Annotated in this window: 20 protein-coding genes; 10 read left to right on the top strand and 10 right to left on the bottom strand. The window is 46.1% G+C overall.

Features of this window, described 5'->3' with window-relative positions; all coding sequences use genetic code 11:
• The first annotated feature begins 152 nt into the window (after nucleotides 1-152).
• The 9 genes from ACS8E3_RS01110 (at nucleotide 153) to pgsA (ending at nucleotide 11,873) form a co-directional block, all read left to right on the top strand.
• Nucleotides 153-1,031, top strand: coding sequence for a branched-chain amino acid ABC transporter permease (locus ACS8E3_RS01110; RefSeq protein WP_439240334.1), 879 nt, complete (start codon nucleotides 153-155; stop codon nucleotides 1,029-1,031).
• Between the two features lie 60 nt (nucleotides 1,032-1,091).
• A complete protein-coding gene (locus ACS8E3_RS01105) occupies nucleotides 1,092-2,189 on the top strand; it encodes a branched-chain amino acid ABC transporter permease (protein ID WP_439240332.1) in 1,098 nt (365 codons plus the stop codon).
• Nucleotides 2,186-2,953 carry an ABC transporter ATP-binding protein gene (locus ACS8E3_RS01100; protein WP_439240330.1) on the top strand — a complete coding sequence of 256 codons (768 nt, stop codon included), beginning with the start codon at nucleotides 2,186-2,188 and terminating at the stop codon, nucleotides 2,951-2,953. Before ACS8E3_RS01105 ends, ACS8E3_RS01100 begins: the two co-directional genes overlap by 4 nt.
• Nucleotides 2,953-3,795 (top strand): ABC transporter ATP-binding protein, encoded by an 843-nt coding sequence (locus tag ACS8E3_RS01095; protein ID WP_439240328.1) that lies wholly within the window; start codon nucleotides 2,953-2,955, stop codon nucleotides 3,793-3,795. Before ACS8E3_RS01100 ends, ACS8E3_RS01095 begins: the two co-directional genes overlap by 1 nt.
• Before the next feature lie 5 nt (nucleotides 3,796-3,800).
• Nucleotides 3,801-5,705 (top strand): AMP-dependent synthetase/ligase, encoded by a 1,905-nt coding sequence (locus tag ACS8E3_RS01090; protein WP_439240326.1) that lies wholly within the window; start codon nucleotides 3,801-3,803, stop codon nucleotides 5,703-5,705.
• Between the two features lie 129 nt (nucleotides 5,706-5,834).
• Entirely contained in the window at nucleotides 5,835-7,064 is a 1,230-nt protein-coding gene (locus ACS8E3_RS01085; RefSeq protein ID WP_439240324.1) for an ABC transporter substrate-binding protein, read from the top strand.
• 303 nt (nucleotides 7,065-7,367) lie between these two features.
• A complete protein-coding gene (gene acs, locus ACS8E3_RS01080; RefSeq protein WP_439240322.1) occupies nucleotides 7,368-9,332 on the top strand; it encodes an acetate--CoA ligase in 1,965 nt (654 codons plus the stop codon).
• Between the two features lie 156 nt (nucleotides 9,333-9,488).
• Nucleotides 9,489-10,691, top strand: a complete 1,203-nt coding sequence (locus ACS8E3_RS01075) for an NAD(P)/FAD-dependent oxidoreductase (RefSeq protein WP_439240320.1) — start codon at nucleotides 9,489-9,491, stop codon at nucleotides 10,689-10,691.
• A 543-nt stretch (nucleotides 10,692-11,234) separates the two neighbouring features.
• A complete protein-coding gene (gene pgsA / locus ACS8E3_RS01070; RefSeq protein WP_439240667.1) occupies nucleotides 11,235-11,873 on the top strand; it encodes a CDP-diacylglycerol--glycerol-3-phosphate 3-phosphatidyltransferase in 639 nt (212 codons plus the stop codon).
• A gap of 95 nt (nucleotides 11,874-11,968) precedes the next feature.
• Here the strand turns inward: pgsA and ACS8E3_RS01065 are convergent, their stop codons facing one another.
• Nucleotides 11,969-12,463 carry a pyridoxamine 5'-phosphate oxidase family protein gene (locus tag ACS8E3_RS01065; RefSeq protein ID WP_439240318.1) on the bottom strand — a complete coding sequence of 165 codons (495 nt, stop codon included), beginning with the start codon at nucleotides 12,461-12,463 and terminating at the stop codon, nucleotides 11,969-11,971.
• Nucleotides 12,464-12,671: 208 nt separating this feature from the next.
• Nucleotides 12,672-13,166, bottom strand: coding sequence for a pyridoxamine 5'-phosphate oxidase family protein (locus ACS8E3_RS01060; RefSeq protein WP_439240316.1), 495 nt, complete (start codon nucleotides 13,164-13,166; stop codon nucleotides 12,672-12,674).
• Between the two features lie 369 nt (nucleotides 13,167-13,535).
• On the opposite strand from ACS8E3_RS01060, the gene purL reads away from it, so the two are divergent.
• Nucleotides 13,536-17,528: a phosphoribosylformylglycinamidine synthase gene (gene purL, locus ACS8E3_RS01055; RefSeq protein WP_439240313.1), complete on the top strand. Its 3,993-nt coding sequence runs from the start codon at nucleotides 13,536-13,538 to the stop codon at nucleotides 17,526-17,528.
• 380 nt (nucleotides 17,529-17,908) lie between these two features.
• On the opposite strand, the gene ACS8E3_RS01050 is transcribed toward purL, so the two are convergent.
• From ACS8E3_RS01050 to pta, 8 genes are all read right to left on the bottom strand, one after another.
• Complete coding sequence (locus ACS8E3_RS01050; protein WP_439240311.1) at nucleotides 17,909-18,106, bottom strand: hypothetical protein; 198 nt, start codon at nucleotides 18,104-18,106, stop codon at nucleotides 17,909-17,911.
• A gap of 15 nt (nucleotides 18,107-18,121) precedes the next feature.
• Nucleotides 18,122-18,871 carry a type 1 glutamine amidotransferase gene (locus tag ACS8E3_RS01045; protein WP_439240309.1) on the bottom strand — a complete coding sequence of 250 codons (750 nt, stop codon included), beginning with the start codon at nucleotides 18,869-18,871 and terminating at the stop codon, nucleotides 18,122-18,124.
• 36 nt (nucleotides 18,872-18,907) lie between these two features.
• Entirely contained in the window at nucleotides 18,908-19,663 is a 756-nt protein-coding gene (locus ACS8E3_RS01040; RefSeq protein WP_439240307.1) for a pyridoxine 5'-phosphate synthase, read from the bottom strand.
• A 50-nt stretch (nucleotides 19,664-19,713) separates the two neighbouring features.
• A complete protein-coding gene (locus tag ACS8E3_RS01035) occupies nucleotides 19,714-20,601 on the bottom strand; it encodes an N-acetylmuramoyl-L-alanine amidase (RefSeq protein WP_439240305.1) in 888 nt (295 codons plus the stop codon).
• A gap of 49 nt (nucleotides 20,602-20,650) precedes the next feature.
• The gene (locus tag ACS8E3_RS01030; protein WP_439240303.1) at nucleotides 20,651-21,412 is read right to left on the bottom strand and encodes an MOSC domain-containing protein; all 762 of its coding nucleotides are present in this window, start codon (nucleotides 21,410-21,412) and stop codon (nucleotides 20,651-20,653) included.
• Nucleotides 21,413-21,587: 175 nt separating this feature from the next.
• Nucleotides 21,588-21,989: a ribosome silencing factor gene (rsfS, locus tag ACS8E3_RS01025; protein WP_439240301.1), complete on the bottom strand. Its 402-nt coding sequence runs from the start codon at nucleotides 21,987-21,989 to the stop codon at nucleotides 21,588-21,590.
• Nucleotides 21,990-22,086: 97 nt separating this feature from the next.
• On the bottom strand, nucleotides 22,087-22,953 hold the full coding sequence (locus tag ACS8E3_RS01020) for a nicotinate-nicotinamide nucleotide adenylyltransferase (protein ID WP_439240299.1): 867 nt from the start codon (nucleotides 22,951-22,953) through the stop codon (nucleotides 22,087-22,089).
• Nucleotides 22,954-23,082: 129 nt separating this feature from the next.
• The gene (pta, locus tag ACS8E3_RS01015) at nucleotides 23,083-25,230 is read right to left on the bottom strand and encodes a phosphate acetyltransferase (protein WP_439240297.1); all 2,148 of its coding nucleotides are present in this window, start codon (nucleotides 25,228-25,230) and stop codon (nucleotides 23,083-23,085) included.
• Nucleotides 25,231-25,237: the final 7 nt, after the last annotated feature.

The following is a 25,237-nucleotide window of genomic DNA, read 5'->3' as shown; positions in this document are numbered from 1 at the left end:
TTGTAGGTTTATCTTGTTCATTATTAACGTATTTTATAGTTTTAATTTAAAGAAATACTGTTCTTTTAAGGTAGTTTGATTAAAGAATTAGCAAATCTAACGGCTTTTTCAAACATTGCAACGGATGACAATGCTAAGACAAAAGGGAATTTATGGATATCCTACAACTGCTCATTAGCGGGATTGCTAATGGTTGTATCTACGGGCTTTTAGCACTGGGTTTTGTACTTATTTACAAAGCTTCTGAGGCCGTAAATTTCGCTCAGGGTGACATGTTGATGCTCGGTGCTTTTTTGGGCATCGCCTTCATTAACACCGATGAAGCAAACCTGCCTTTTTTATTAGGAATTACTTTTGCCGCCGTCATTATGGGAGTGTTCGGTTACTTACTCGACCGATTTGTGCTCCGTGGCATCTTCGGTCAGCCGCAATTTGCTATGGTGATTCTGACCATCTCAATCGGGTTTTTAATCCGCTTCGGCGCAGGTGTAGTCTGGGGGCATAACCCCGTCTCTCTACAAACTCCATTTTCGGGCAAGATGTTGGCGTTAGGCACGCTAAGCATTGCTTATGTCGATATCATCATCATTGTATCCACCATCGCCTTGACGTCTATTTTATATTTCTTTTTTGCGCATACGCGGCTCGGTATTGCAATGCAAGCGAGCAGCCAAAACCAAATGGCAGCCTACTACATGGGCATCCCCGTCAAACGCGTCAACGGTATCGTTTGGGCGCTATCGGGCGTTGTTGCTGCCCTTGCTGGCATATTATTTGCCGCAAAAGGGGCGATCGAACCCTCGGTCGGTTTACTGTTTGGGATTAAAGCGTTCGCCGCGGCGGTGATTGGTGGTTTGGGCTCCTTGCCAGGGGCGCTAGCAGGTGGACTATTGGTGGGGGTGATAGAACCCTTTGCAGGTCGCTATCTACCTCTAGGTTTAAGTCAAATTGCACCTTATGTGGTCATGCTCATTGTGCTAATCGTACGTCCAGGCGGTATTTTTTCTCAAGTTAAAGAGAAAAAAGTATAAAGGTTTTAATACTAGGATAGTTAAGCTTTCTCTAAACCATTTCAAGGATGAGAATTGTCAATGAAAGCCCAGTTTAAACACAGCTACGATCAAGATATCAATATCTTTGAGGACAAGCGCCAACTTATAAAATATGGCTTGCTGCTCTTGTTACTTATCATTGCGCCTTTACTGCTTAGTAACTATTACATAAGCGAGCTAAGTGCCATATTTATCTGGTCCATCACCGGTCTTGGTTTGATGCTCCTAACCGGACATACCGGACAGGTCAGCTTAGGTCATGCTGCCTTTATGGCGATAGGCGCTTTTAGCCATATGGCGCTGATGATCCGCGGTTGGAATTTTTTCCCTGCACTGATTGCTTGTGCGCTGATTGCCGGGGTTATCGGTGCCATTATTGCCAGACCTATTCTGCGCACTAGCGGCATTTATTTGGCGATTGCAACCTTAGCTCTAAGTATCATCGTCGAGGATATTGCTATCGTCGCCGAGCCTATCACTGGCGGTATCTCAGGTACCTTTGCTTCTCCTATCAATATCTTTGGGTTTACCATTGATCGTTACATCACCCCAAAAGCCTTTTATTACTTGTGCTTGGCATTAGTGGTGCTGATCACCCTTGGCTATATCAATTTGCTCAGAAGCGGTACGGGTCGCTCCTTTTTGGCTATTAGAGATAGTGAAGTCTCGGCTCGCGCCCTTGGTGTCAATGTACCGCAGGCCAAAACCTTAGCTTTTAGCTTATCCTGCGCGATTACCGCTATCGGCGGTGCTATGTACGGGCATTTTGTGCAGGCGGTCAACTATGAGAGCTTCACCGTTATTATCTCTATTACCATACTGCTGCAGATTGTCATCGGCGGTTTAGGTTCTATCCATGGCGCGTTTTTTGGAGCAGTGGTAGTTGTCTTATTACCGCAGCTGATTGCTATTTTAGGCGATGCTATTGCTCAAAGCACCGGCGCTAATATCGCCAGTATTGCTGGGGTGGATACGGCACTGTTCGCCTTAGTAATTGTGATCATGATCATTTATGAACCACGCGGTATATATGGTATTTGGATAAAAATCCGTACTTGGTTTGAGATGTTTCCGCTATATCGAAAAGGGCTATTTCGCCGTTCCAAAACTTACTTAAAAACGGAGCGCATGCGATGAGCTTATTACAAGTGGACTCCTTATCTATCGCTTTTGGCGGGGTCAAAGCGGTTGATAACGTCAGTTTCGAAGTGAATGAGGGCGAGATATTCACCATCGTAGGCCCTAATGGCGCTGGTAAATCGACTATTTTTAACTTGATTAGTCGTTTGTACGAGCCGCTTAATGGTCGCATTGTCTTTGATGGTAAAGACATTACGCGTCTGCCGGCTCATGATATCGCCAAACTAGGCATCGCCCGTACTTTTCAGAATATCGAATTATTCGATCACTCAAGCGTGTTGCAAAACCTACTTATCGGTCGTCACTCGCAGCGCAATACTTCTTGGATACAAGATTTGCTATTTTTACCAAAGGTGCGTCGTAGTGAGCGCGAGCATCGTCTGCAAGTCGAAAAAATTATTGATTTTTTAGAGTTAGCGCCTTATCGGGATAAGCTGATTGCTGGCTTGCCTTATGGGATTAGGAAAGTCGTTGAGATTGCGCGCGCTTTAGCCGCCAATCCAAAGCTTATTTTGCTCGATGAGCCGGCGTCAGGTCTCAGTGTTGAGGAGACCTCAGAGATGGCGTGGTGGATTGAAGATATGCAAAAGGATCTTGGCTTGACTATCCTGATGGTGGAGCATGACATGAGTCTCGTCAATCGGGTGTCAAATCGCGTGTTAGCAGTGGCCGAGGGCAAGTTTTTGGCTCAAGGCACGGCAAGCGAGGTACAAGCCGACCCACAGGTCATTGAGGCCTATCTTGGTCAGGAGGGCGCGTGATGTCAAAGGTCAAAAAACCCCTGTCCTCTGCTGCACCTGCGACCGATATGAGCTTAGTCGATTCTGAAGTAGCAAACAATGTACTCGAAGTGCGCAACTTAGAATCTGCTTATGGCCCTGTTATGGCGCTGCGTGGCGTAAGCTTAGAGGTGCCAAAAGGTAAAGTCGTCACTATTTTGGGCGCGAATGGCGCGGGTAAAACCACTTTAATGAAGACCATCTCAGGCGTCATCAATCCTCGCAAGGGCGCCGTCTGGTTCCATGGCGAGCGTATCGACGGCACTGAGCCTGATCGCTTAGTCAAAAAGGGTCTCTCGCATGTGCCTGAGGGCCGAGAAGTGTTTCCCTTTTTGAATGTCGCCGAAAACCTAGCGATGGGCGCTTATACCCGACGTGACAAGGCTGAGATACAGCGCGATGTTGAGATGATCTATGAGTATTTCCCTATTCTCAAAGAGCGCCGCGATCAAGCGGCTGGCACTATGTCTGGCGGTCAGCAGCAGATGCTAGCGATTGGGCGCGGGCTGATGTCACGCCCCTCATTAATGCTACTAGATGAGCCCTCGCTTGGACTGTCGCCCTTACTTGTGCAAGAGATATTTGCCATTATCCGTAGGTTAAATAAAGAGCAAGGGGTGACTATTTTATTAGTTGAGCAAAACGCTCGGGTCGCTCTGGCAGCAGCGGATTACGGTTATGTGCTCGAGACCGGGCGTATCGTTATGGCAGGCTCAGCGGACAAACTGATGCACTCTGATGATATTAAAGAGTTCTATCTGGGACAAACCAAAGACAACACTGCGCCGGCCACTCGCTGGAAGCGCAAAAAGACTTGGCGATAATAATCATGACGACCTCCATCAATACTGTAACGGATACTTTAACGAGTGATTCACCTGCTACTGCTGACACTAGCCGTAAGATAAACAATGCTCCTTATAATCATGCGCCGCAGCTCTTAGAGGGCTGTGATACCTTGACCAAACTGTGGCGACAGGTCTGCTTAGATCGAGGCAACAAAATCGCTCATCGCGAAAAAGCTTTTGGTATCTGGCAAAGCTACAGCTGGACGGATTATTATCAGCGCAGCTGTGATATCGGCATGGCGCTCGTTGAGCTTGGTTTAAACAAAGGCGACACCGTCTCTATCTTGAGTGAAGACAATAAAGAATGGCTCTATTGTGATTTAGGTATCTGCGCAGTCGGCGGTATACCAAACGGCGTTTATACCACCGATAGCCCAGAGCAGCTGGCCTACATATTAAGCGACAGCCATTCTAAGTTTTTGATTGTTGAAAACGATGAGCAGCTACATAAGTTTTTGGAGATTCGTGAGCAGACGCCTAATGTCAAAAAAATCATTGTATTTGAGGATAAAGGCCTACGTAGCCTAAAAGACGAGCAGGTGATGTTCTTAGATGAGCTTTATCAGCTAGGTCAGAACGTAAGCAATGCCTTAGAGCGCTTTAGCGACTATATCGATCAAAGCACAGCGAATGATATCCGCACCTTGATCTATACTTCAGGTACCACAGGTGACCCAAAAGGCGCCATATTAACGCATGCTAATGTGCTGTTTGGGCTAAGAAACAGTATTGAGGTGCTCACTATTTTGCCCACCGATGAGCAGCTGTGTTTTTTACCACTCTGTCACGTGCTAGAGCGTCTTACATCAGTTGACCTGCCCATTCATCGTGGCTGTATCGTCAATTTTGCCGAGAGTACCGAGACGGTCTTTGAGAATATGAAAGAAGTCTCACCAAATACCTTTACTGCCGTGCCTAGATTGTGGGAAAAGATGTATGCCGTCATCAGTAATATGCGCAGCGACGCCAGCGCGCTTAATGGCTGGGCATTTGATAAAGCCATAAAAGCAGGGTATGACTATGCGGATGTGATTATGGCAGGTAACACGCCTACAACGTCTCAAAAGCTGCTTTATGAGTTTTGGGACAAGCTAGTATTACGCAAGCTGCGCGACCTTATCGGTATGACCAATATTCGCCGCGCTGCAACTGGGGCCGCGCCTATATCGTTAGATATTATCCGCTGGTTTCATGCTATAGGCGTACCTATCTATGAAGGCTACGGCATGACTGAAAGCTCAGGCGTCATATCGATAAACACCCCAGAGGAAAACAGGCCGGGTAGCGTCGGTAAGGTATTGCCAAACTCCGAAGTGCGTATCGCCGATAACGGTGAAATACTCGTCAAAGGCGGTAACGTCTTTGCAGGATATTGGAATAAACCTGAAAAAACAGCGGAGGACCTACGCGACGGCTGGCTATACACGGGTGATGTTGGCGAGTTAAAAGACGGTTATCTATTTATCACCGGGCGTATCAAAGACATTATTATCACCGCCGGAGGTAAAAATGTCACCCCAGCCGCGATAGAGAGTAAGCTTAAATTTTCGTCTTATATATCAGATGCCATCATCATCGGCGATAGGCGCAAATATTTGAGCTGCCTGATTATGATAGATCAAGAAAATGTCGAAAAGTTTGCCCAAGACAATCAGGTGATGTTCTCAGATTTTCGCTCACTGTGTCATGCGCCAGAAGTCATCGCTTTGATAGATGAGGTGATACAGTCTGTCAACGAGAGCTTAGCGCAAGTTGAGAAGATTAAACGTTTTCGACTCATTGATGTGCTCTTAAACCCTGAAGATGAAGAGCTTACCGCTACGATGAAACTAAAAAGGAGTTTAGTTGAGAAAAAACACCATACGCTAATCGACGCTATGTACTGATTTAAGTCGTTTTTAGTATAGATCGGCTTTATTGGATTTACCTAGTATTAAAGGTGTTAACAGTAATAAAAGTATCGAGAGTAGTAACAGCATCAAACTAACAGCGACTTAGTCGCAAGGAGATATGCAATGAAATGGACAGTCAAGACGACGTTAATGGCACTAACGGTTACCGTAGGTTTGGTGGGCTGTAGCGACCCGAAACCTACAGAAGCGACTGGTACGGATACTGAGACCGCTGCCTCGACTAGCGATATACCCGTACAAGGCGTGACTGATACGGAGATTATCCTTGGTAGTGCGAATGACTTATCAGGTCCGTTTGCAGGATTTGGTAATCCTGCGGTAGCTGGGGCCAATATGTACTTCGATGAGGTCAATGCAGCAGGCGGCGTCAACGGTCGCACCATTCGCTATATCGTTGAAGATCATTCTTATCAAGTACCAAAAGCAGTACAGGCCGCTAATAAGCTCGTGAGCCGCGACAAAGTATTTGCTATGCTGATGTCGCTTGGTACCCCGCACAACTTAGCGAGCTTCCCTATTATGGATCGCGCCAATGTACCGAGCGTCATGCCGCTCACTTTTGCTCGGGCCATGCAAGAAGAGGGGGAGTTTGATCGCCGTTATACTTCTGGCAGTACTTATTATGACTCCATCAAGTTAGGTATGGAGTATCTAATCGGTCAAGATAATATTAGCAATTTATGTGTCATGTATATCCCTTCAGACTATGGTGAGGAGACCAATGAAGCAGCGATGGACATTGCTAATAATAGCCCTAATGTCACGTTAGTTGAGGCCAGCTCGCATCGTCCTGATGAAACGGACTTTTCTGGTGCGATCGCTAAGCTCAAGGATTCTAACTGCGAGCTAGTGGCTTTATCCTTAACGATACGCGGCGCTATTACCGCCGTTGGAACGGCTAATGCCATGGGCTGGGATGATGTGAAATTTATCGCTCCGGTTACCGGTTTCCATCCTGCAGTAGCCGAAGCTCCAGGCGGCGCTAGTGAAGGACTGTATGCGGTTTCTTATTATAATGATTTGGCGCTAAGAGCCGATGAGCCCGAGACCAAAGCTTGGGTTGAAAAATATGAAAAAATCACAGGGGAAGACGTATCAGCAGGTGCTATTCTCGGTTATCTTTCTGCAAAGGTGACTGTTGAGGGCTTAAAAGCGGCAGGTCCTGAATTAAATGCCGACACTTTTAATACCGGTCTTGAGACCGTCAGCTTCGTTGATCCGATCACAGGGTCTTCGGTCGCTATTACTCCTGAGAGCCATGTCGCCATTAACGACATTTACTTATCGCAAGTACAAAATGGTCAATGGAAAACGGTCACCCAGCTTAAGTAACTGAAGTTCGTGTGTCCTAACCCTTGAATGCCATTGTGCAAATGACAAGCCATACTTAAGTATGGCTTGTTTAGGCTATAGACTTTGAGTTTTATAGGTTATGACGGCCTAGTTTTTAGGTGTACAGTTGTATATTGAAATTGTTGTCATTGATGGTCAATGGCTTGCAACCTTCCTTCTTATTTGCCAAACTAAGGTTAAACGTCATACATTATGGATGATGACTCTGCATTACCGATATAGACGTGTGGCTGTTATTAATCGCGATTTATAGGGTAATAATAATCAAGAAGGAAGATGGCAATGACCCAAGAATCGTTTTCTATTCCGGCTGAATTTATCGCCACTGCTAATACCAGTCCTGAACAGTATAAGAAGGACTATCAGCGCTCTATTGCTTCGATTGAGGACAACGATGCTTATTGGGCCGAGCGCGCTGAAGACATCGATTGGATGACCAAACCTACCAAAATCGGCAATGTCAGCTATGACTTGGATGATTTTCGTATTAAGTGGTTTGAGGATGGCGAGCTCAATATTTCTGTCAACTGCCTCGATCGTCATCTAAAAAGCAATCCTTACAAACCCGCCATCATTTGGGAGGGCGATCACCCCTCCTTGAACAAAATTATCTCTTTTAAAGAGCTACATGCTGAGGTATGCCGCTTAGGTAATGCTATGCGCAATTTAGGAATCAAAAAAGGCGACCGAGTGACCCTTTATATGCCGATGATACCTGAGGCTATGGTCGCTATGTTAGCTTGTACACGCATTGGCGCAGTGCATTCAGTAGTCTTTGGAGGTTTCTCGGCTGAGAGCTTAAGTAGCCGCATCGTCGATAGTCAGTCTAAACTAGTGATTACGGCCGATGAGGGTTTGCGTGGTAATAGCCGTACGCCGCTCAAGGCCAATGTCGATCGCGCTTTAGATGCTGAAGATACTGACAGTGTGGAAAATGTCATCGTAGTACACCGTACTGGCAACTCAGTGCCAATGAGTGGTCGCCGTGACCACTGGTATCATAACCTTATCGAAGCGCAAAGCGAGCACTGCGAGCCTGAGGTCATGAACGCCGAAGATCCGCTGTTCTTATTATATACCTCCGGCTCAACCGGTAAGCCAAAAGGCGTTGTGCATACTACCGGCGGCTATATCGTCTATGCGCTCTCGACCTTTCGCGATGTCTTTGATATAAAAGAAGATGACATCTACTGGTGCACCGCTGATGTCGGCTGGATCACCGGCCATACTTATGCCACTTACGCGCCGCTAGCAAATGGCACCACGACAGTGATGTTTGAAGGTGTACCAGAATATCCCACTTGGGCGCGCGTCGGTAATATCATTGATAAGCACAATATCAGTATCCTATATACCGCGCCAACCGCCATTCGCGCGATGATGAAAGAGGGCGATGCCTTTGTCCGTGAGTCAGACCGCTCAAGTTTGCGTTTGCTTGGCACGGTCGGCGAGCCGATCAACCCTGAAGCTTGGGACTGGTACTATAATGTCGTCGGCGGCGCCCGTTGCCCTATCGTCGATACGTGGTGGCAGACAGAAAACGGTGGTATTTTGCTGGCGCCCATTCCAGGCACGGTCGCGCTCAAACCGGGGGCTGCGATGAATCCGCTATATGGTATTGAGCCTGCCATCATGGAGGATGATTATGAGCTTGAGGGGCCAGCCTCAGGTAATCTAGCTATTAGTAATAGCTGGCCGGGTCAAATGCGAACGATTTATAATGATCATGCGCGCTTCTTGGAGACTTATTTTGCCCAATATCCGGGTCATTACTTCACTGGTGATGGCGCGCAGCGTGATGAAGATGGTCACTACTGGATCACAGGGCGCGTCGATGATGTGCTCAACGTCTCAGGGCATAGGCTCGGGACGGCTGAGATTGAAAGCGTCGTAGATGAACACCCCTCCATCGTAGAGGCTGCCGTTGTTGGGATGCCGCACGAGATACGCGGCGTCGGTATTTGTGTTTTTGCTATCTTAAAATCAGGTGAGAGCGCGGATGATAGTCTAAAATCTGAGCTCAATCGTCACGTCCGTAGTGAGATTGGCCCTATTGCCAACCTAGATGCTATCTTTATCGTTGATGCCCTCCCCAAAACTCGCTCTGGCAAAATTATGCGTCGTATTTTGCGCAATATTGCTGCCGGTCAGTATGTCGGGCTTGGCGATTTATCAACGTTAGCGGATAGCTCAGTCATTAATAAGTTAATCGAAGTAGTCAAGTCAGAGCGCAAAGATTGCTTATAGTTGACCATATCGCTATTAGACACTCAAAACAAATCATGCTATTTATGATAAAAATAAAAAGTAGCATGATTTTTTTGAGTGTTATTTTGTCTATACAGTCCCAAAGGTACTGTTCGCCAGCTTTGTTTTTATCCTTTTACAAGGTGTATTCTCATCATGACTGACCACGCAACATATAACGAGCAAAACAATAATGATAAAAAGTTAACCGCTAAAGCCTCCTCTAAAATAGCCATCATTGGTGGCGGCTTGAGTGGTTTATTTACCGCAACTTTATTAGAGCGTAAATTTGCTCAGCACTCAGATCTGCAAATCACCCTCTTTGAGAAATCGCGCGGCGTAGGACGGTTAGCGACTCGCTATCGCAGTGATACAACGACAGATAAAAACTGGCAGTGGAGCTTTGGGGCACAGTTCTTTACTGCCAAGACAGATAGCTTTCAGCAGTTTATCACTCCTTGGTTAGACTCAGGGTTATTACAGCCGTGGCGCGCGCAAGTGGTCAGTTTATCTATCGCGGATGAGGACGGTCAGCCGCCGCGCATCAAGCAAAGAGAGCAATGGGGTACCGAGCAGGCTCGTTATGTTAGTACACCAAAGATGACCAGCTGGGGCCGAGCATTAGCAGATCAGCTGCAGCAGACGACTATGCAATTCAAAATCCGCGTGGCTCCTTTAGCGCAATACTCCAATCCGCAGGCGGGTCAACCGACCGAGCTTTTTGATGATAATGGCGAGAGCTTAGGACGCTTTGATTGGGTCATTTGCACCGCGCCTAACGGCCAAGCAGCTGAGCTAATGGCGGATAGCGGTTTTACTGAGCACGCCAAAATATTGCAGCCTGAGATGCTAGCTTGCTATACCTTGATGCTAGGTTGGAATGATGAGTCAAAGCTACCTGATAGCTTAAAAAGCTCAAATAATAATCAAGGTCTAAAACTGTGGGATGTCGCTTATCTACAAGACTCTATTTTGGCTAAGATATTTGTTGAGTATCACAAGCCTAATCATGATGGGCTATTACCAAGCGTTACTATTCACGCGGATAACGACTGGTCACAGCAGCAAGTTGAACAAGATATCGAAGAGATAACCGCTCAACTATTAGCAGCAGCAGAAAATGCGCTGAACTGTACTGAGCAAACCGCGCCGAGTCAAATTGACTGTCACCGCTGGCGTTATGCAGCAACATCGATGGCGTTAAATGACGAAGGTGATGAGCAGCCATTAGGCATCTTAGTAGACAAAGCACAGCGATGGATAGTTAGTGGTGATTGGTGCGGGCGCGGCAATATTGAGAGCTGCTATCAGATGGCTGAGGAGGTAATAACAGTAATCGCAGCGACTTTGGAAGTATAGACTAGGCTTGCTGGAGAAGGCTTTATAGCTTATTTATTTAGGCGGTTGCTGCATTTAAAGTTGGGTATATCAGCGCAAAAAAAAGCCCACAGAGGAGGAGCTGCGGACTGAGGAAAAAAGGTTGTTTCGCCGTATAGCCAAGCTTATCAAGCCCTAACTATGGCTTATTATTGTTTTGTTTAACCGTGATCGTATAAGTCTATTCACAAACGGTTATATTATTAAACATAGGGGCTATCGCCGCTAATTCAATTCTTTCTTACATCTGCTTACAACTTACAGTAAACACTTGTACCAATGCTTTTATCTATTTTAAATAGAGCTAATCAATATTTAAAATTATCGCAAATTAAAATCAATAAGTGTTTTGCTGTCTATCCCATACTATCTAACTATTTTGAATACTCTGATATAGATAAGCGAAAATAGAATTCATGACGACAAGCCTAAAAAATGCTAAGCTAGCGCCCATCATTATGTTGATATAGAACTGGTTTTGTCATGACCGAGACTACAAAGTTGCACACCCCGCCATCGCCGCCGATGCAAGATGATAAAAGTATCTTTAACTTGCCCAATAATCTGACGATTGCGCGGATTTTGATGATTCCACTCTTTGTGGCGATTGCCTATTGGCCGCCCGCGATGGGCATTGGCATGCCCGCTATCTCCGACAACGCGATTGCGCGGGTCGGCATGAGCGAATTTAGTGACAGTCTGCTACGCCATTTGTTATTGACAGCTGTGTTTATTATCGCGGCGATTACGGATTGGCTCGATGGCTATTTCGCGCGTAAGCTCAATGTGATGTCCGCTTTTGGACGTTTTTTGGATCCCGTTGCTGATAAGCTCATGGTGGCTGCCGCGCTCATCATTCTCGTGCAATGGCACCCCAATATCATTATGGCGATTGCCGCAATTGTGATTATCTCACGCGAGATTGCGGTGTCAGCGCTGCGCGAATGGATGGCAGAATTGGGTAATAGTACGAGTGTTGCCGTCTCTTATGTGGGTAAGCTCAAAACCACCTTTCAGATGGTTGCTATCACCGTATTACTACTCAATTGGGAGTCGCTTGAAACTATCGGCTATACCTTGATGGTGGCAGCGGTGGTACTAACGCTTTGGTCAATGATGATTTATCTAAAAGCCGCTTGGCCTTATCTAAAGCGTAGTGGTTAACTTTTTCACTCTGACAACATAAAAAAACGCCAGAGCATAATGCTACTGGCATTTTCTATAGATAAAAATTAACTTCAGTATTTTTTGACTCAAAATTACAACTCTATAGAGAAATTATCTCCCAAGCTTTTATCAATAGCATTATCGCTCACAGCAGCGGCGGTCATCTTAAAGGCACTAGCAATAGCATTACCATTGGCCCAATATTCTGCGCCATGAGGTACGACTTTGATCAGCTGCACTTTTGGGTCTTCCTTACCTTTTTCGAAATAAGCGTTGTACATTACCGACCATAGCTCATCTAGTTTTTCCTTATCTTCGACCAGCTCGGCTTTACCGGTAATAGATAAGTATTTCTCATTATCTTGGGTCACATAAGCTAAGTTTACTTGTGGGTTTTTTTCGATATTATCGACTGTCTCAGAAGGCTTATGACCGATAAACCAAATCTCTTTGGCCCCAATACTGGTCTCAGTAGTATTCATCGGGCAAGAGTGTAAGTGGTCCTCATGAGTGCGAGTGGTCATCATAGTATATTTAATTTCATTCACCATCGCTTGAATGGTATCCATTTGCTGTTGTTTACTCATAGTTATCATCCTTGTTAGTTGTCTTTAGAGTTGTAAAATCTATCTGTATCAATATAGCCAAATCAATCGCTAATGCGCTACAGAGAGTCTGTAAGGTGCTGTGAAAGTTTGTAATATCAACATACCCAAATAAAAAAACGCCAATAAGATAATTCTTACTGGCGCTCAAGCTGTTTATTACATAGATAAGGTTAACACTAGTAATAACCTATAGCTCAATTTCAAAGGTTTCACCGATATTTTCTACCGTTTTGTCATCTTGCACAGCAGCTGCGGCCATCTTAAACATATTGACAGTTGAGCTACCACTGATCCAGCACTCTACCCCATGAGGAACTGCTTTAATCAGCTGAACATTATCATCCTCAATACCCTTTTCAAAAAAAGCATTGTACACTGGTGACCAAAGCTCTTCTAGCTTGGCTTTATTATTTGATAACTCAGCATTGGCACTTACCGACACATAATTCTTCGCGTCTTGGCTCGAATACGTTAAACCGATTTTTTTATTGTCTTGAATATCTTTCACCACATCTGAGGTTTTGTCACCGATGAACCAAATCTCTTTACCACCAATACTTGTTTCACTAGTGGTCATCGGCCAAGCATGTAGATCACCTTTTTTATTCACAGTTGTCATCATCGCAAATTTAATGTCTTTGACGATCTCTTGTACTTTATCGATATTATCTTGCTTACTCATAATATATCCTTTTTCGTTAAAATTATTTTGGTGAGTTGTTCTAATTATTGATATTCCATAGCGGTTAACGCTTTATAGCATAGCGACAAAGGATAGCTGAGTTATATAGGTTGCCCGTAAGGCGATGTGAGTGTTTGTAAGCTTTATAAAGGTTAAGTAAAACAAACTGTTCTCCGATTCAGACAAATGATTTGAGAGTCGATTCTTATTGATTCTATCGACAACGCTCAGACGATCTTAGCGGGTGTAAAACAAAATTGTGCGGCTTTACTCCTGCTTATTTTGCCTCTTCTTGTTATAATGCAGCGACCATTTACTTTGCATGGCAGTAATGCCTGTTACTGCTCATATATTATGGAATATGCCTCTATGATGACCATCGCCGGACAGCCGTTTTTGACCGATTTTCAGACCCAGCAACTTATCAATCAATTTGCACAAAAAACCGATCTAAACGTGACCCAAATCAGCACTCAGCAGGTTTTTGTACTCTCAAGAGAGCTCTTGGGTGAGGAGCAAAAAAAGGCATTGGATCTGCTAGGGGTAAAACAGGAAACCTCTCTAGAAACCACTACAGCCAATCAAATCCAAGTCATCGTTAGCCCACGCTTTGGCACCATATCGCCATGGGCGAGTAAAGCGACCGATATCTTTAATAATTGTGAGCTGAAGATAAACCGAGTTGAGCGGGTGATTGTTTATACGCTAACACTAGAAGGCAATTCTAATGAGAAGCTATCAACTGTCGCTGAACGCTTATTATATGATCGCATGACGCAAAGCTTGGTTTATGATCTATCTAAGGTCAGCCAATTATTCGATGATGAACCGCCAGCGTCATTGAATCATATCGATGTGATGGGTGCAGGAAGAGAGGCGTTAGAGTCTGCCAATACGACTTTTGGTTTTGCCTTATCGAGTGATGATATCGACTATTTGCTGCATGCTTACGTCAATGACTTGCAGCGCAATCCAACTGATGTTGAGCTGATGATGTTTGCGCAGGCCAACTCTGAGCATTGCCGTCATAAAATATTTAATGCCGAGTGGACGGCTGATGGTGAAGTACAGCCAAAATCTTTGTTCCAAATGATTAAGAATACCTATCAATCAAATCCAGAAGGCATCTTGTCTGCTTACAAAGATAACGCGGCGGTGATGGCAGGGGCTGAAGGGATGCGTTTTTACCCCACGCCTACCGACGCTCAAGACAGCACTTCAGCGCATCCGTATGGCTTTAATCAAGAAGCTATCGATATTCTGATGAAAGTCGAAACCCATAACCATCCCACGGCTATTGCCCCTTATGCGGGTGCGGCAACGGGTGCGGGCGGTGAGATTCGTGATGAGGGCGCAACTGGTCGCGGCGGTAAGCCAAAAGCGGGTCTGACTGGCTTTCATGTGTCGCACTTGCACATTCCAGAGCTGCCTGAGAAGTGGGAGCAATCTGGCCAAGTTAGCACGCAGGATTACGGTACGCCGGAGCGCATGGCAACGAGCCTTGAGATTATGACGGAAGCACCACTCGGTAGCGCCAACTTCTCCAATGAGTTTGGTCGTCCGAATCTGTGCGGTTATTTCCGTAGTTTCCAGCTCGATAGCTCAGCGGCCAAAGACGGTAGCGAGATGCGCGGCTATCATAAGCCGATTATGCTAGCGGGCGGGTACGGTAATATCAAACGTAACCTCATTGAGAAAAATCCAATTCGTGAAGGGGATTTGCTTATCGTCCTTGGCGGTCCTGCCATGCAAATTGGTCTTGGCGGCGGCGCAGCTTCTTCGGTCGATAGCGGCTCACTTGATGAAGGTTTGGACTTTGCATCCGTGCAGCGTGATAACGCCGAGATGGAACGTCGCTGTCAAGAAGTCATTGACCGCTGTTGGGCCCTTGCTGGTAATGATATTGAGACAAGCAACAACAGCGCGGACGGCAATCCAATCGTTTCCTTGCATGATGTCGGTGCAGGGGGTCTATCAAATGCTATGCCGGAACTGGTCAATGACCATGAAATGGGTGCGGTGCTCAATTTGCGTCATATTCCATCGCTAGAGGCGGGCATGTCACCGATGGCGATCTGGTCGAATGAGGCGCAAGAGCGTTATGTGCTGGCGATTCGCCCGGAGAGCAAAGCGCAGTTTGACGCGATTTGTAAACGTGAGCGCTGTCCGTATGCCATCTTAGGAGAAGCGACTGAAGTGCGCCAGTTGGCGGTCAATGATGAGCTATTGGATGATCAGCCTGTCGATATGCCGATGCAAGTCTTGCTCGGTGGTACACCAAAAATGCAGCGTAGCTTTGAGGTACAAGCAAACCAGCTGCCACCGCTCGAGCTCAATAATTTTGATTTAGCCCAGTCTATCAAAGACGTGCTGCGTCATCCGACTGTTGCGAGCAAGTCGTTCCTCATTAGCATTGGTGACCGCTCAATTACCGGTATGGTGGTACGCGATCAATATGTCGGTCGTTATCAAGTGCCCGTCGCCGACTGTGCAGTGACCGCATCAGGTCTTATTGCGCTTGATGGTCAAGCGATGACCGGTGAAGCGATGAGTATCGGCGAGCGTACGCCTGTAGCGCTCATTGACTCAAAAGCATCAGCACGTTTGGCAGTCGGTGAAGCCATTACTAATATCGCCGGTGCCCGTATTGCGCAGTTATCAGATATCACTATGTCAGCGAACTGGATGGCAGCATGTGGTGATGACTTTGAGGACGCGGCGCTATTTGATGCGGTGCATACCGTTGGCGAAGAGCTATGTCCTGCACTCGGTATCGCCATCCCCGTGGGCAAAGACTCGCTATCAATGCGTGCTAATTGGACAGATAGCGAAACAAATGAAGACAAATCAGTCGTCTCGCCAATGAGCCTGGTGATTACTGCTTTTGCGCCTGTCGTTGATGTAGCAAAAACCTTGACGCCTGAGCTTATCAACGGCGATAGCGCGTTTTATCGTATTGATTTATCCAGAGGCAAACTACGTCTTGGTGGTTCTATCCTAGCGCAAACGGCCAGCCAACTCGGTAACGAATGCCCTGATCTGGATAAGCCAAGCGACCTAATCGATTTCTTTAACTTTATCCAAGCCGGTAATGAGCAAGACCTAATCAGCGCCTACCACGATATCGGTGATGGTGGTTTGCTTGCAACGATTGCAGAGATGCAGTTCACCAGCCGTCAAGGCATCAAGCTGTCATTGACCGATGACAATCTACTCGGTCAGCTGTTCAGCGAAGAGCTGGGCGCGGTTATTCAAGTCATGCCAGAAAACGTCGCCGATCTGATAGCGTTGGCAGACGAGCATAATGTCAGCGATATGCTTAGCCTCGTCGGTCAAAGCTCGGAGGAAGATAGCTTAATCATCCAAACGCCTTTGCATCAAAATGATAAAACCTTACGCTTTAGCCGTAGCGAGCTACAGCAAGAGTGGAGTCAGGTCAGCTATCAAATCGCCCGTCGCCGTGATAATCCTGACTGCGTGCAACAAGAATATGACCTGATCTCTGACGCCAGCTATAAGGGTCTAACTGCTGCGCCAAACTTCGATCTTAATCAGAAGGTCGAGACGCCGTACTTAAACAGCCGCGAAGACAAACCAAGAGTCGCTATCCTGCGCGAGCAAGGCGTCAACGGTCAGCTCGAGATGGCGGCAGGCTTCACCCAAGCAGGCTTTGAAGCGATCGATGTGCATATGAGCGACTTGCTAGAAGGTCGTATTAACTTACGCGACTTCGACGGTCTCGTCGCTTGTGGTGGCTTTAGCTACGGTGATGTATTGGGTGCAGGCTCTGGTTGGGCCAACTCTATCTTATTCCATGACGAGCTGCGCATGCAGTTCGTGCGCTTCTTCGCCCGTCCAGATACCTTTTCACTGGGCGTCTGTAATGGCTGTCAGATGATGGCGCAGCTCAAAGACTTGATCCCAGGCGCGGAGAATTTCCCACGCTTCATCGCCAATAAGTCGGCACGCTTTGAAGCGCGTACCGTCAATGTCAAAGTCGAGCGCACCAAGTCGATTCTGTTCAAAGGTATGCAAGACAGCATCTTGCCAATCGCCGTTGCGCATGGTGAGGGTCTTGCCACCCTTAACGCTACTGAGATCGATGGAATGTCTAAGCACGGTCAGCTGGCGATGCGCTATGTCGATAGCCAAGGTCATCCAACCGAGACGTATCCGCTCAATCCAAACGGTTCAGTCGGCGGTGTCACGGGTCTATGTAGCACAGATGGTCGCGTAACTATTATGATGCCGCATCCTGAGCGTAACCTAAAAGCCTACAATCACAGCTGGAAACCTGAGCAGTGGGATGAAGACGGCGCGTGGATGCGCATGTTCCGTAATGCGCGGGCTTGGTTACGTTAAGATAGTTTGATTTAATTTAGATAATAAAAAAGGTGGGCTTCGGCTCACCTTTTTCGTGTTTGGGATTTGGTAATCTATGGAAGTTTGATGTGGAGCTTGCGACACCCAATGATTTTAGGGAAGCTAATCCTGCTTTTCGCTACTATCAGGGCTAGCGGTGACATCGTGTTCTTGCAGATATTTGTTGTGGTTTGAGCCCACAAATTAGAAGGAGTAGGATGGACGATCTCATAAACTGCCGTCGATATGACAAACTAACCCAACTTACACGGTTGTATGATTTTCTAAACCCATTCATTCTATACAAGACTTATGCACAATAAACTATCTTACGTAAATTTATAAATATATGGTATTTAGTTAGAAAGTTTTTCATTCAACTACTCACCCTCTGATGACCTCCGAGCCCCAGCCATTAACTCCCGAACCCTAGCACTCTCTCTTAGCACACAAGCCTCATATTCAGATAGCGACTCAGCCTCCTGTTGCTGCTGACTTTCCTTCTCCTGCTCCTCTCTAGCCTTCGCTTCTAGATACTCTTCAAGTTTTTGCTGCTCATCTTGTTGTGAATTACTCATGACTGACTCCTTATACTATTTATTTGCTGACGCTGCTATTCGATTAAACATAGCAGCTAATCGTTCATTATTTTCTTCAATATATTTATCGCCTAGCGCTAGTATCTTATCCGGTGCTTGTACCGTTTCAGGATAATCCTTCAGCCCACTTTGGATAGCTGCATTACCATTAGAGACCATTTTGGGTAGGCTCTCTTTGGTGACTTCAAAATGACATTGCCAAGCCAGTACCCAAGTGCCACGCTGTTTATGTTTTGGCGTTTGATAAATAAAGCCTTGATTGGCCCAAGCGTCTGTCTCAGCAATGATACTCGCGCCTTTGGGACAGTCAAAACCTTCACCGTGCCAATGAAACACCGTAAAGTCTTTAGGCAAGTCCTGCAATAACGGATGGGCCTGACCTACTTCGGTAAGCTGCATCGGCAACCAACCGATTTCTTTGACTCCAGACGGCTTAACCTCAGCGCCCAAACAATGGGCGATAATTTGCGCGCCTAAGCAAACACCAATCACCGTTTTGCCCGCATCAATGGTTTGAGTAATCAACCGTTTCTCAGCAATGAGCCAAGGGTGCTTATCCTCATCATGCACGCTCATCGGCCCGCCCATGACGATCAGCCAATCAAAGCTATCTGGCTCAGGCAAAGCATCGTTATCGTAAGATCGACTAATCGTAATGGGATAATTATGACTATTTGCCCACTGTTTGATAAAGCTTAGATCCGCATAGTCAGTATGAAACAAGGCGTGAATACGTAGGGTCATAAGCGTTACCTTTTCTATTCTTTAATATCAAACAATCTAACGACAAATCTCTAAATACTGACCAACCACGTTATCCATGCCTTGCTCTAGCGACTCAATGGTAAAGGCATGACCAATAGATACCTCAGCGATGTCGCCCAAACTGAGCAAATCGGCTAAATTCTCTAGGTTTAAATCATGACCAGCGTTAACGCGCATACCGTTTTCGCTAGCAAGGGTGATACAGTCATTAAAGCGCTTTTTAACTTCATTGAAGTTGCTGTCGTTATTACCGGTGCCATCATTCTTATTTTCATAGGCACGCGCCCATTCCTCAGTGTACATCTCTATGGTTTGTACGTCGCTATCAATGACCGCTTTAATCTGCTCAATGTCAGGATCGATAAACACCGCGCAGCGCGTACCGAACGATTCAAGCTCATGGCTTAATTCTGATAAAAAATTATGATGTTTGATAATATCAAAACCGTGATCAGAGGTCAGCTGCTCTTCGCTATCGGGTACAAGGGTACATTGATGCGGCTTTACCTCGCGAATCAGCGTTAAAAACTGCTCGTTAGGATTGCCCTCGATATTGAACTCTATATCTTTATACTCTTTGAGATACTCACTGATATCATAGACATCTTGGTATTTGATATGGCGCTCATCGGGTCTCGGATGTACGGTAAAACCTTTGACCCCGAGATCGATAAGCTTTTTTACAAAGGTTAATAAGTTAGGATAATCGGTGCCACGTGAGTTGCGGATTAAAGCGAGTTTATTTAAATTGACGCTAAAGAGGGTGCTCATAGGAGGTCCTTTTTCATTATTGTTATGGATTGGGCATTAGTCATTGAAAGTTAGTAAAAGTCGTCACGACCTGCATACTTTTTATTCAGTGCTTTTAGGATAGCATAGGTCTCTATATCCATTATGCCTGTTGGATTGAGCGGGCGGAAATGCAATTGAAAGGCATAGATGACATCGCGGCTGGCTTTATCCCATTCGTCAGTGCTATTTATCTGATAGCCGTAGTCGCGGAAGGCCTGCTTGACCTCAGGTATAGTAGGCGTTGCTAATAGAACTTGATCGATAAATAGTTGCTTATCGGCTTCATCATACCAAGCGCCAATACCATAATCGATATACAAACGTTGCCAAGGAAATTTAGCTCCCGGGTCAATCTTGCGCGACGGTGCAAGGTCAGCGTGACCGATGATATTCTTCGGTGAAATCTCATAGCGCCTCGCAATATCTTGCACCAATTGCGCGACCTTTTTGATCTGTAACTCGTCAAATTCTACAAAATGCGAGTAGGGATGATACTCTAGCTCGCTATCTTTGAGCGCTTTTAAGTACTGCGGTTGAATGCCTTTATTGACAATCTCAATGCCGATAGAGGTATCATTCAAGATGGTTCTGCCTGCAAAACCACCATCACCCGCATGCCAAGCGCGCTCAGACTCAGGCACTAAGCTATAAATCTTATCATCATCGCTATCCATAATCAGATAGTGCGCACTGACTTGACCTTGGGTTAATAGCTGAATGGAGCGTTCGTTATCGCTGACGGTATAATGCAGCACGATAGATTTAATACGTTGGCTCTTACCGGTTGATTGATAAGTCTCGCTATCTACGATAAAAGACTCGGTAGTCGCTACTTGCTGCTTAAGGGTTGTTACGCAGCCGATTAAGGGTAGCGTTAATAAAGAAGCTAATGCTAAAGTGGTAAAGTTTTTTGCCATGAAAGGCCCTTTTCAACAGATAGGGTTTTATGATTTGACGGTATGATTATTAAACTGACTCTTTCTTAATTTTCTTTTTAAGCACCGCCTTCCAGCTCTCCTCCAAACATTCAATCGCCAACCAAGGTTCAATCACCTCAGCGGCAAATTTGTCTTTCGAGTTTGAGAGCTGCCAAAGTTTTTCAAGCGTAGCGAATGGATAGGGGCGTTCCACCAAATAAACCGGCAAATCCGCATCAATTATGCCTTCGCGGACCACCTCAAAATACCAACCTGCAATACCTTGTTTACTGATCCAAGCGGCAATGTTCGGTACTTTAGTAAACTGACCGATTTGATCGTTAATTTTGTAGCAAGGACGACGCGGTTGTACGATACGTAATTGCACGCTCCCAGTATTCTCGACTTTACCATATTGAAAAACATCGCCAATACAAACGGTAGATTCCGTCATCTCAGGCATACCATTCACTGCTTCAGTGATGAGATTTTCGCCTAGAGTTCCTTCTCGCACTTTTAGATTAAACTCATTATTTATTTTGTCATAAGTTGCTGTCGGCAATTGGTGCACCGCTTTTAGAGGACCACCATGATGCTTACGATCCGCTTGCTCATCGGTAGTCAAACCCATAAAGTTAACTGCAACTGGCGCTTTGATCGGCGCTTTATCGATAGCGCTCATGGCTTCACGGGCGAAGGGCATAGCTTTGCCCGCTCGTACCTCGATTAAGGTGGCGATATGTAGAGGCAAGGATTGATTAAAACTAGCATTAGACTTTTGGATAGTAGAGTTAAGATTGACACTGCTCATAAGTTGTCCTAACAGATAGTCGCGAGAATAACGATATAGTAGCGCAAACTTAAGGCGATTTTTCGTTTAATTACCTTTCTAACGTAGAGAAAACTCAAAGCATAAACCCCATAAAAAAAGACCAGATGAATTATCCAGTCTTTATGTCATTTAAATGAATTGGAAATTTTTAAAATTAGTTACGGCGACCGGCTTTTTTCTCACGTGGGGTTGCAACTAACTCCGCTAAGCTCTCAGGCGATGACCATAGGCCTTCTAAATCATAGAACTCACGCGCAGCTGGTGTCATCATATGCACGACCACAGCGCCTAAATCGATCAAAGTCCAGTCAGAATCCGTGCCACCTTCGCGGCCTAAGGGCATAAATCCCGCTTGCTTAGCATCAGCGCCTAAGCTATCAGCCATAGCGCGGACGTGGCGCTTGGAGGTGCCCTCAGCGATAACCATACGCTCCATCACGTCGGTTAAATCCTCCACATCGAGTACAGTGATGTTCTTGGCTTTCATACCGTCCAAAGCGGTGGTTACTAGCGTTAAGCACTCTTCTAAACGTTCGTTAGTCATAGTGTTGGTCATAAATTTGGGTCTCTTTAATCGTCATTAGCTATAGAAAGTGAATCGTCATCGGCCAAAAATAAGTGGTGATGACTATAATAAGGTGATTTTAACGGAATTAGCCTACGGAATATAGCTTATGCTGCACAATATAGTCATAAACCGCAGGATGTAGGTGTTTAGATAGGTCATGGCAGTCTTTAAGCAGGCTATCTTTTGTAATGGGGGCGGTAACAGACGCAAGTAATTGGTTGCGAATTTCGCTGCTAGATATTTTTTGTACTGGTCTTGAGTCTATATAAATGAGTCCTTTGCGTAGGGTTTTCAAGCCTTTATTTTCTAAGTCTTGGGCTTCTAAGCCGTCAATAGAAGTAGCAATCAGTTCGCTAACAGATTCAACCACTTGCTCTTGTAGCGAGTCGGGTAGTTGACTGATTAAAGTAGCTCGCTGTTTAGCGCTTAAGGCTTGTTTATTATCCAAGGTTTTATGCTTGAAGTTAGTATTTGTAGGATTAACACTGGCACTGCGATCAAATACCCAAAGGTGAACATATTCAGTCAGCTGTAAACCCTGTTTCCACTTACGCAGACTACGGACGCTATCCATACCCATAATAAATATCAAGATATCCTGCGGATAGCGCTGCCGTAAAGTGCGCACACTATCGATAGTATAAACTGGCGGTGGTTGCCAAAGCTCAAGCTCATCTACGTGTAATGGTGTGTCTGTTACTGCCAGTTTTAGCATCGCTAATCGATGCTTAGGATAGGTGGTTTTTTGTTTAAAAGGCGAGCGCGCGTTGGGTAATAACGACACTTGTAGCTCACAATTTTGCTGAGCCGCTAAGGGCGCAAGAGCAGCATAAACCTGCATTGCCATCTCGATATGAGCACTATGCACCGGATTAAAAGAGCCGCCTAAGTAGGCACGAATCGCTGGTTTATGATTTTGTTTAGTATAAGAAAGGGTAGGGTTTTTGTTCATGGCGTCATTATAACGCTTGTCGATAGATTTTTCTGCTTAATAAGCGCTTATCATTTGTTCATAATAAAAAGCGCTCAGCATAATAATGATGAGCGCTTTTTTGTGAAAATAACCATAATTTAAACAATGTTAGATCAAGTCGCTATATGCCTGAATAGCAGTCAAAGCTATTGTATAGACAATATCATCGACTAGAGCGCCGCGCGATAGATCATTAACCGGTTTATTTAGCCCTTGGAGCATAGGACCGACACTGATGACGTTAGCGCTACGCTGCACCGCTTTGTAAGTGGTATTACCAGTATTGAGATCAGGGAAGATAAACACATTGGCTTGACCGGCAACTTTTGAATCCGGCGCTTTTTGTTTACCGACGCTCATTACCGACGCAGCATCGTATTGTAGAGGCCCATCAACAGCTAGACTTGGCTCGCGCTCACGGACGATTCTTGTGGCTTCAATGACTTTTTCGACATCAGCGCCGGTGCCTGATGAGCCGGTCGAGTAGCTGATCATCGCGACTTTGGGATCGATACCGAAGGCGGCGGCAGACTGCGCCGATTGAATAGCAATCTCAGCCAGCTCTTCAGCATTTGGATCTGGATTAATGGCGCAATCGCCGTAGACGACGACTTGCTCAGGTAATAGCATAAAGAATACCGACGAGACTAAGGAGTACTGCGGCGCGGTCTTAATCAGTTGAAACGCGGGACGTACGGTATTGGCAGTGGTATGAATCGCGCCAGAAACTAGACCATCGACTTCGTCCATCTCGAGCATGATAGTACCTAGATAGACGGTATCTTGCAGATACTCAGCGGCGACCTCGCTAGTAGTTTTACCTTTACGGCGCTCAACCACGGCATCGATATACTTGCCCATATCGAGACTAGCAGGATCGATAATCTCTAGCCCTTCTGGCAGTATTAAATCACGGTTTTTGGCGACTTGCTCGACTTCGCTACGCTGAGCTAGTAGCACGCAATCGGCGATACCGCGACTCTGACAGATACAGGCGGCTTCTACGGTGCGCGGTTCGGAGCCTTCTGGTAACACGATGCGTTTTTTGGCATTTTGCGCTTTTTTGACCACTTGATGACGAAAAGCGGCAGGCGAGAGACGCGGGGTATAGTCACCGCTGAAGTAGGCTTTAATCCAGCTCAGATCCAAATGCGCGGCGACATAGCGCGTGACTTCCTGCGCGCGTTCGGTATCATCGCTCGGTATCTCAGCGCTCATTTGTAGTAGGTTTTGTACCGTCTCAAAGCTATCGGTCTCGACACTCATAATGGGGATACCCGTCTTCAACGCCGATTGCCAGAGCTCAGTCACGGTTTCGTTAGGGGCAACGCCACCTGTCAACACTAGACCCGCTAATGGCACGCCATTGATACAAGCCAAACCTGCTGCTAGCAGTAGATCATCACGATCGCCTGGCACTACGATAAGCGTACCGCGCTTAAAGACTTCATCAACGCGCGAGACGGAACGTGCGGTCAAGCTGATATCATTAATACGCCGCGATTTGGCTTCGCCGACGTTCAGCCAAGTCGCGTCAAGCTCAGCGGCGATATCCCAAGTGCGCGGCACTGATAGCGAATCACTGAATGGCACGACACCAATTAGGCGGAAACGCTCGCTATGGAAGTGCGGTGATAGACGCTGCACCTCTTGTATAAAGCTTTCATCTAGGCTGACTACCGCTTCACCAGGAGCAACGGGCTGAGTCTCAAAGGTATTGGGTACATCATGTACCCGCATTAAGATACAGCCGAGCGTACGCTCATGGGCGATACCGCCGAATTCGCGCGCGTGCACATCGAGCTTGTCTGCTAGATAAGCAGGATTACTCGTATCGACGGTACTGACAAAGATAATCTTCGCGTCCAAAGCGTGAGCGATGGCTTGGTTGATTTGTGAAGCGTAAGAGGCTTCGGTCGTTGGCACTAAGCCTTCACAGATAATGACATCTGGGTCGCCCTCGATACTGTGATAATTGCCAATGACTTCTTCCATCAGCTCATCGAGGTTACCATCGCCGATCATGCGCTCAACGCGCTGACGGTTGATAGATTTGGGCGGCGTTAGGCCAAACGCATGCATGATAAGGGCGCTTGAGCTGTCTAAGCTGTTTTGTTTATCGAGCGTATCATCTTGCAAGAAAGGCTTCATAAAACCGGCTTTAATGCCATTATAATCAAGCGCGCGAATGAGGCCAAGAGCGGCTGACGTCACGCCGATACCGCGACTGATAGGAACCAATAAAATAGTTTGCATAGTGTAT

The sequence above is a fragment of the Psychrobacter sp. 2Y5 genome (genome assembly GCF_051847375.1).
In the GTDB taxonomy this organism is placed as follows: Bacteria; Pseudomonadota; Gammaproteobacteria; order Pseudomonadales; family Moraxellaceae; genus Psychrobacter.
This window is presented reverse-complemented; position numbering and strand designations above follow the sequence as displayed.

What these genes read in the sequence shown, in the direction of transcription:
- ACS8E3_RS01110 (WP_439240334.1), top strand. Translation starts at nt 153, where the DNA reads ATGGATATCCTACAACTGCTCATTAGCGGGATTGCTAATGGTTGTATC.
- ACS8E3_RS01105 (WP_439240332.1), top strand. Translation starts at nt 1,092, where the DNA reads ATGAAAGCCCAGTTTAAACACAGCTACGATCAAGATATCAATATCTTT.
- ACS8E3_RS01100 (WP_439240330.1), top strand. Translation starts at nt 2,186, where the DNA reads ATGAGCTTATTACAAGTGGACTCCTTATCTATCGCTTTTGGCGGGGTC.
- ACS8E3_RS01095 (WP_439240328.1), top strand. Translation starts at nt 2,953, where the DNA reads ATGTCAAAGGTCAAAAAACCCCTGTCCTCTGCTGCACCTGCGACCGAT.
- ACS8E3_RS01090 (WP_439240326.1), top strand. Translation starts at nt 3,801, where the DNA reads ATGACGACCTCCATCAATACTGTAACGGATACTTTAACGAGTGATTCA.
- ACS8E3_RS01085 (WP_439240324.1), top strand. Translation starts at nt 5,835, where the DNA reads ATGAAATGGACAGTCAAGACGACGTTAATGGCACTAACGGTTACCGTA.
- acs (WP_439240322.1), top strand. Translation starts at nt 7,368, where the DNA reads ATGACCCAAGAATCGTTTTCTATTCCGGCTGAATTTATCGCCACTGCT.
- ACS8E3_RS01075 (WP_439240320.1), top strand. Translation starts at nt 9,489, where the DNA reads ATGACTGACCACGCAACATATAACGAGCAAAACAATAATGATAAAAAG.
- pgsA (WP_439240667.1), top strand. Translation starts at nt 11,235, where the DNA reads ATGCAAGATGATAAAAGTATCTTTAACTTGCCCAATAATCTGACGATT.
- ACS8E3_RS01065 (WP_439240318.1), bottom strand. Translation starts at nt 12,463, where the DNA reads ATGAGTAAACAACAGCAAATGGATACCATTCAAGCGATGGTGAATGAA.
- ACS8E3_RS01060 (WP_439240316.1), bottom strand. Translation starts at nt 13,166, where the DNA reads ATGAGTAAGCAAGATAATATCGATAAAGTACAAGAGATCGTCAAAGAC.
- purL (WP_439240313.1), top strand. Translation starts at nt 13,536, where the DNA reads ATGATGACCATCGCCGGACAGCCGTTTTTGACCGATTTTCAGACCCAG.
- ACS8E3_RS01050 (WP_439240311.1), bottom strand. Translation starts at nt 18,106, where the DNA reads ATGAGTAATTCACAACAAGATGAGCAGCAAAAACTTGAAGAGTATCTA.
- ACS8E3_RS01045 (WP_439240309.1), bottom strand. Translation starts at nt 18,871, where the DNA reads ATGACCCTACGTATTCACGCCTTGTTTCATACTGACTATGCGGATCTA.
- ACS8E3_RS01040 (WP_439240307.1), bottom strand. Translation starts at nt 19,663, where the DNA reads ATGAGCACCCTCTTTAGCGTCAATTTAAATAAACTCGCTTTAATCCGC.
- ACS8E3_RS01035 (WP_439240305.1), bottom strand. Translation starts at nt 20,601, where the DNA reads ATGGCAAAAAACTTTACCACTTTAGCATTAGCTTCTTTATTAACGCTA.
- ACS8E3_RS01030 (WP_439240303.1), bottom strand. Translation starts at nt 21,412, where the DNA reads ATGAGCAGTGTCAATCTTAACTCTACTATCCAAAAGTCTAATGCTAGT.
- rsfS (WP_439240301.1), bottom strand. Translation starts at nt 21,989, where the DNA reads ATGACCAACACTATGACTAACGAACGTTTAGAAGAGTGCTTAACGCTA.
- ACS8E3_RS01020 (WP_439240299.1), bottom strand. Translation starts at nt 22,953, where the DNA reads ATGAACAAAAACCCTACCCTTTCTTATACTAAACAAAATCATAAACCA.
- pta (WP_439240297.1), bottom strand. Translation starts at nt 25,230, where the DNA reads ATGCAAACTATTTTATTGGTTCCTATCAGTCGCGGTATCGGCGTGACG.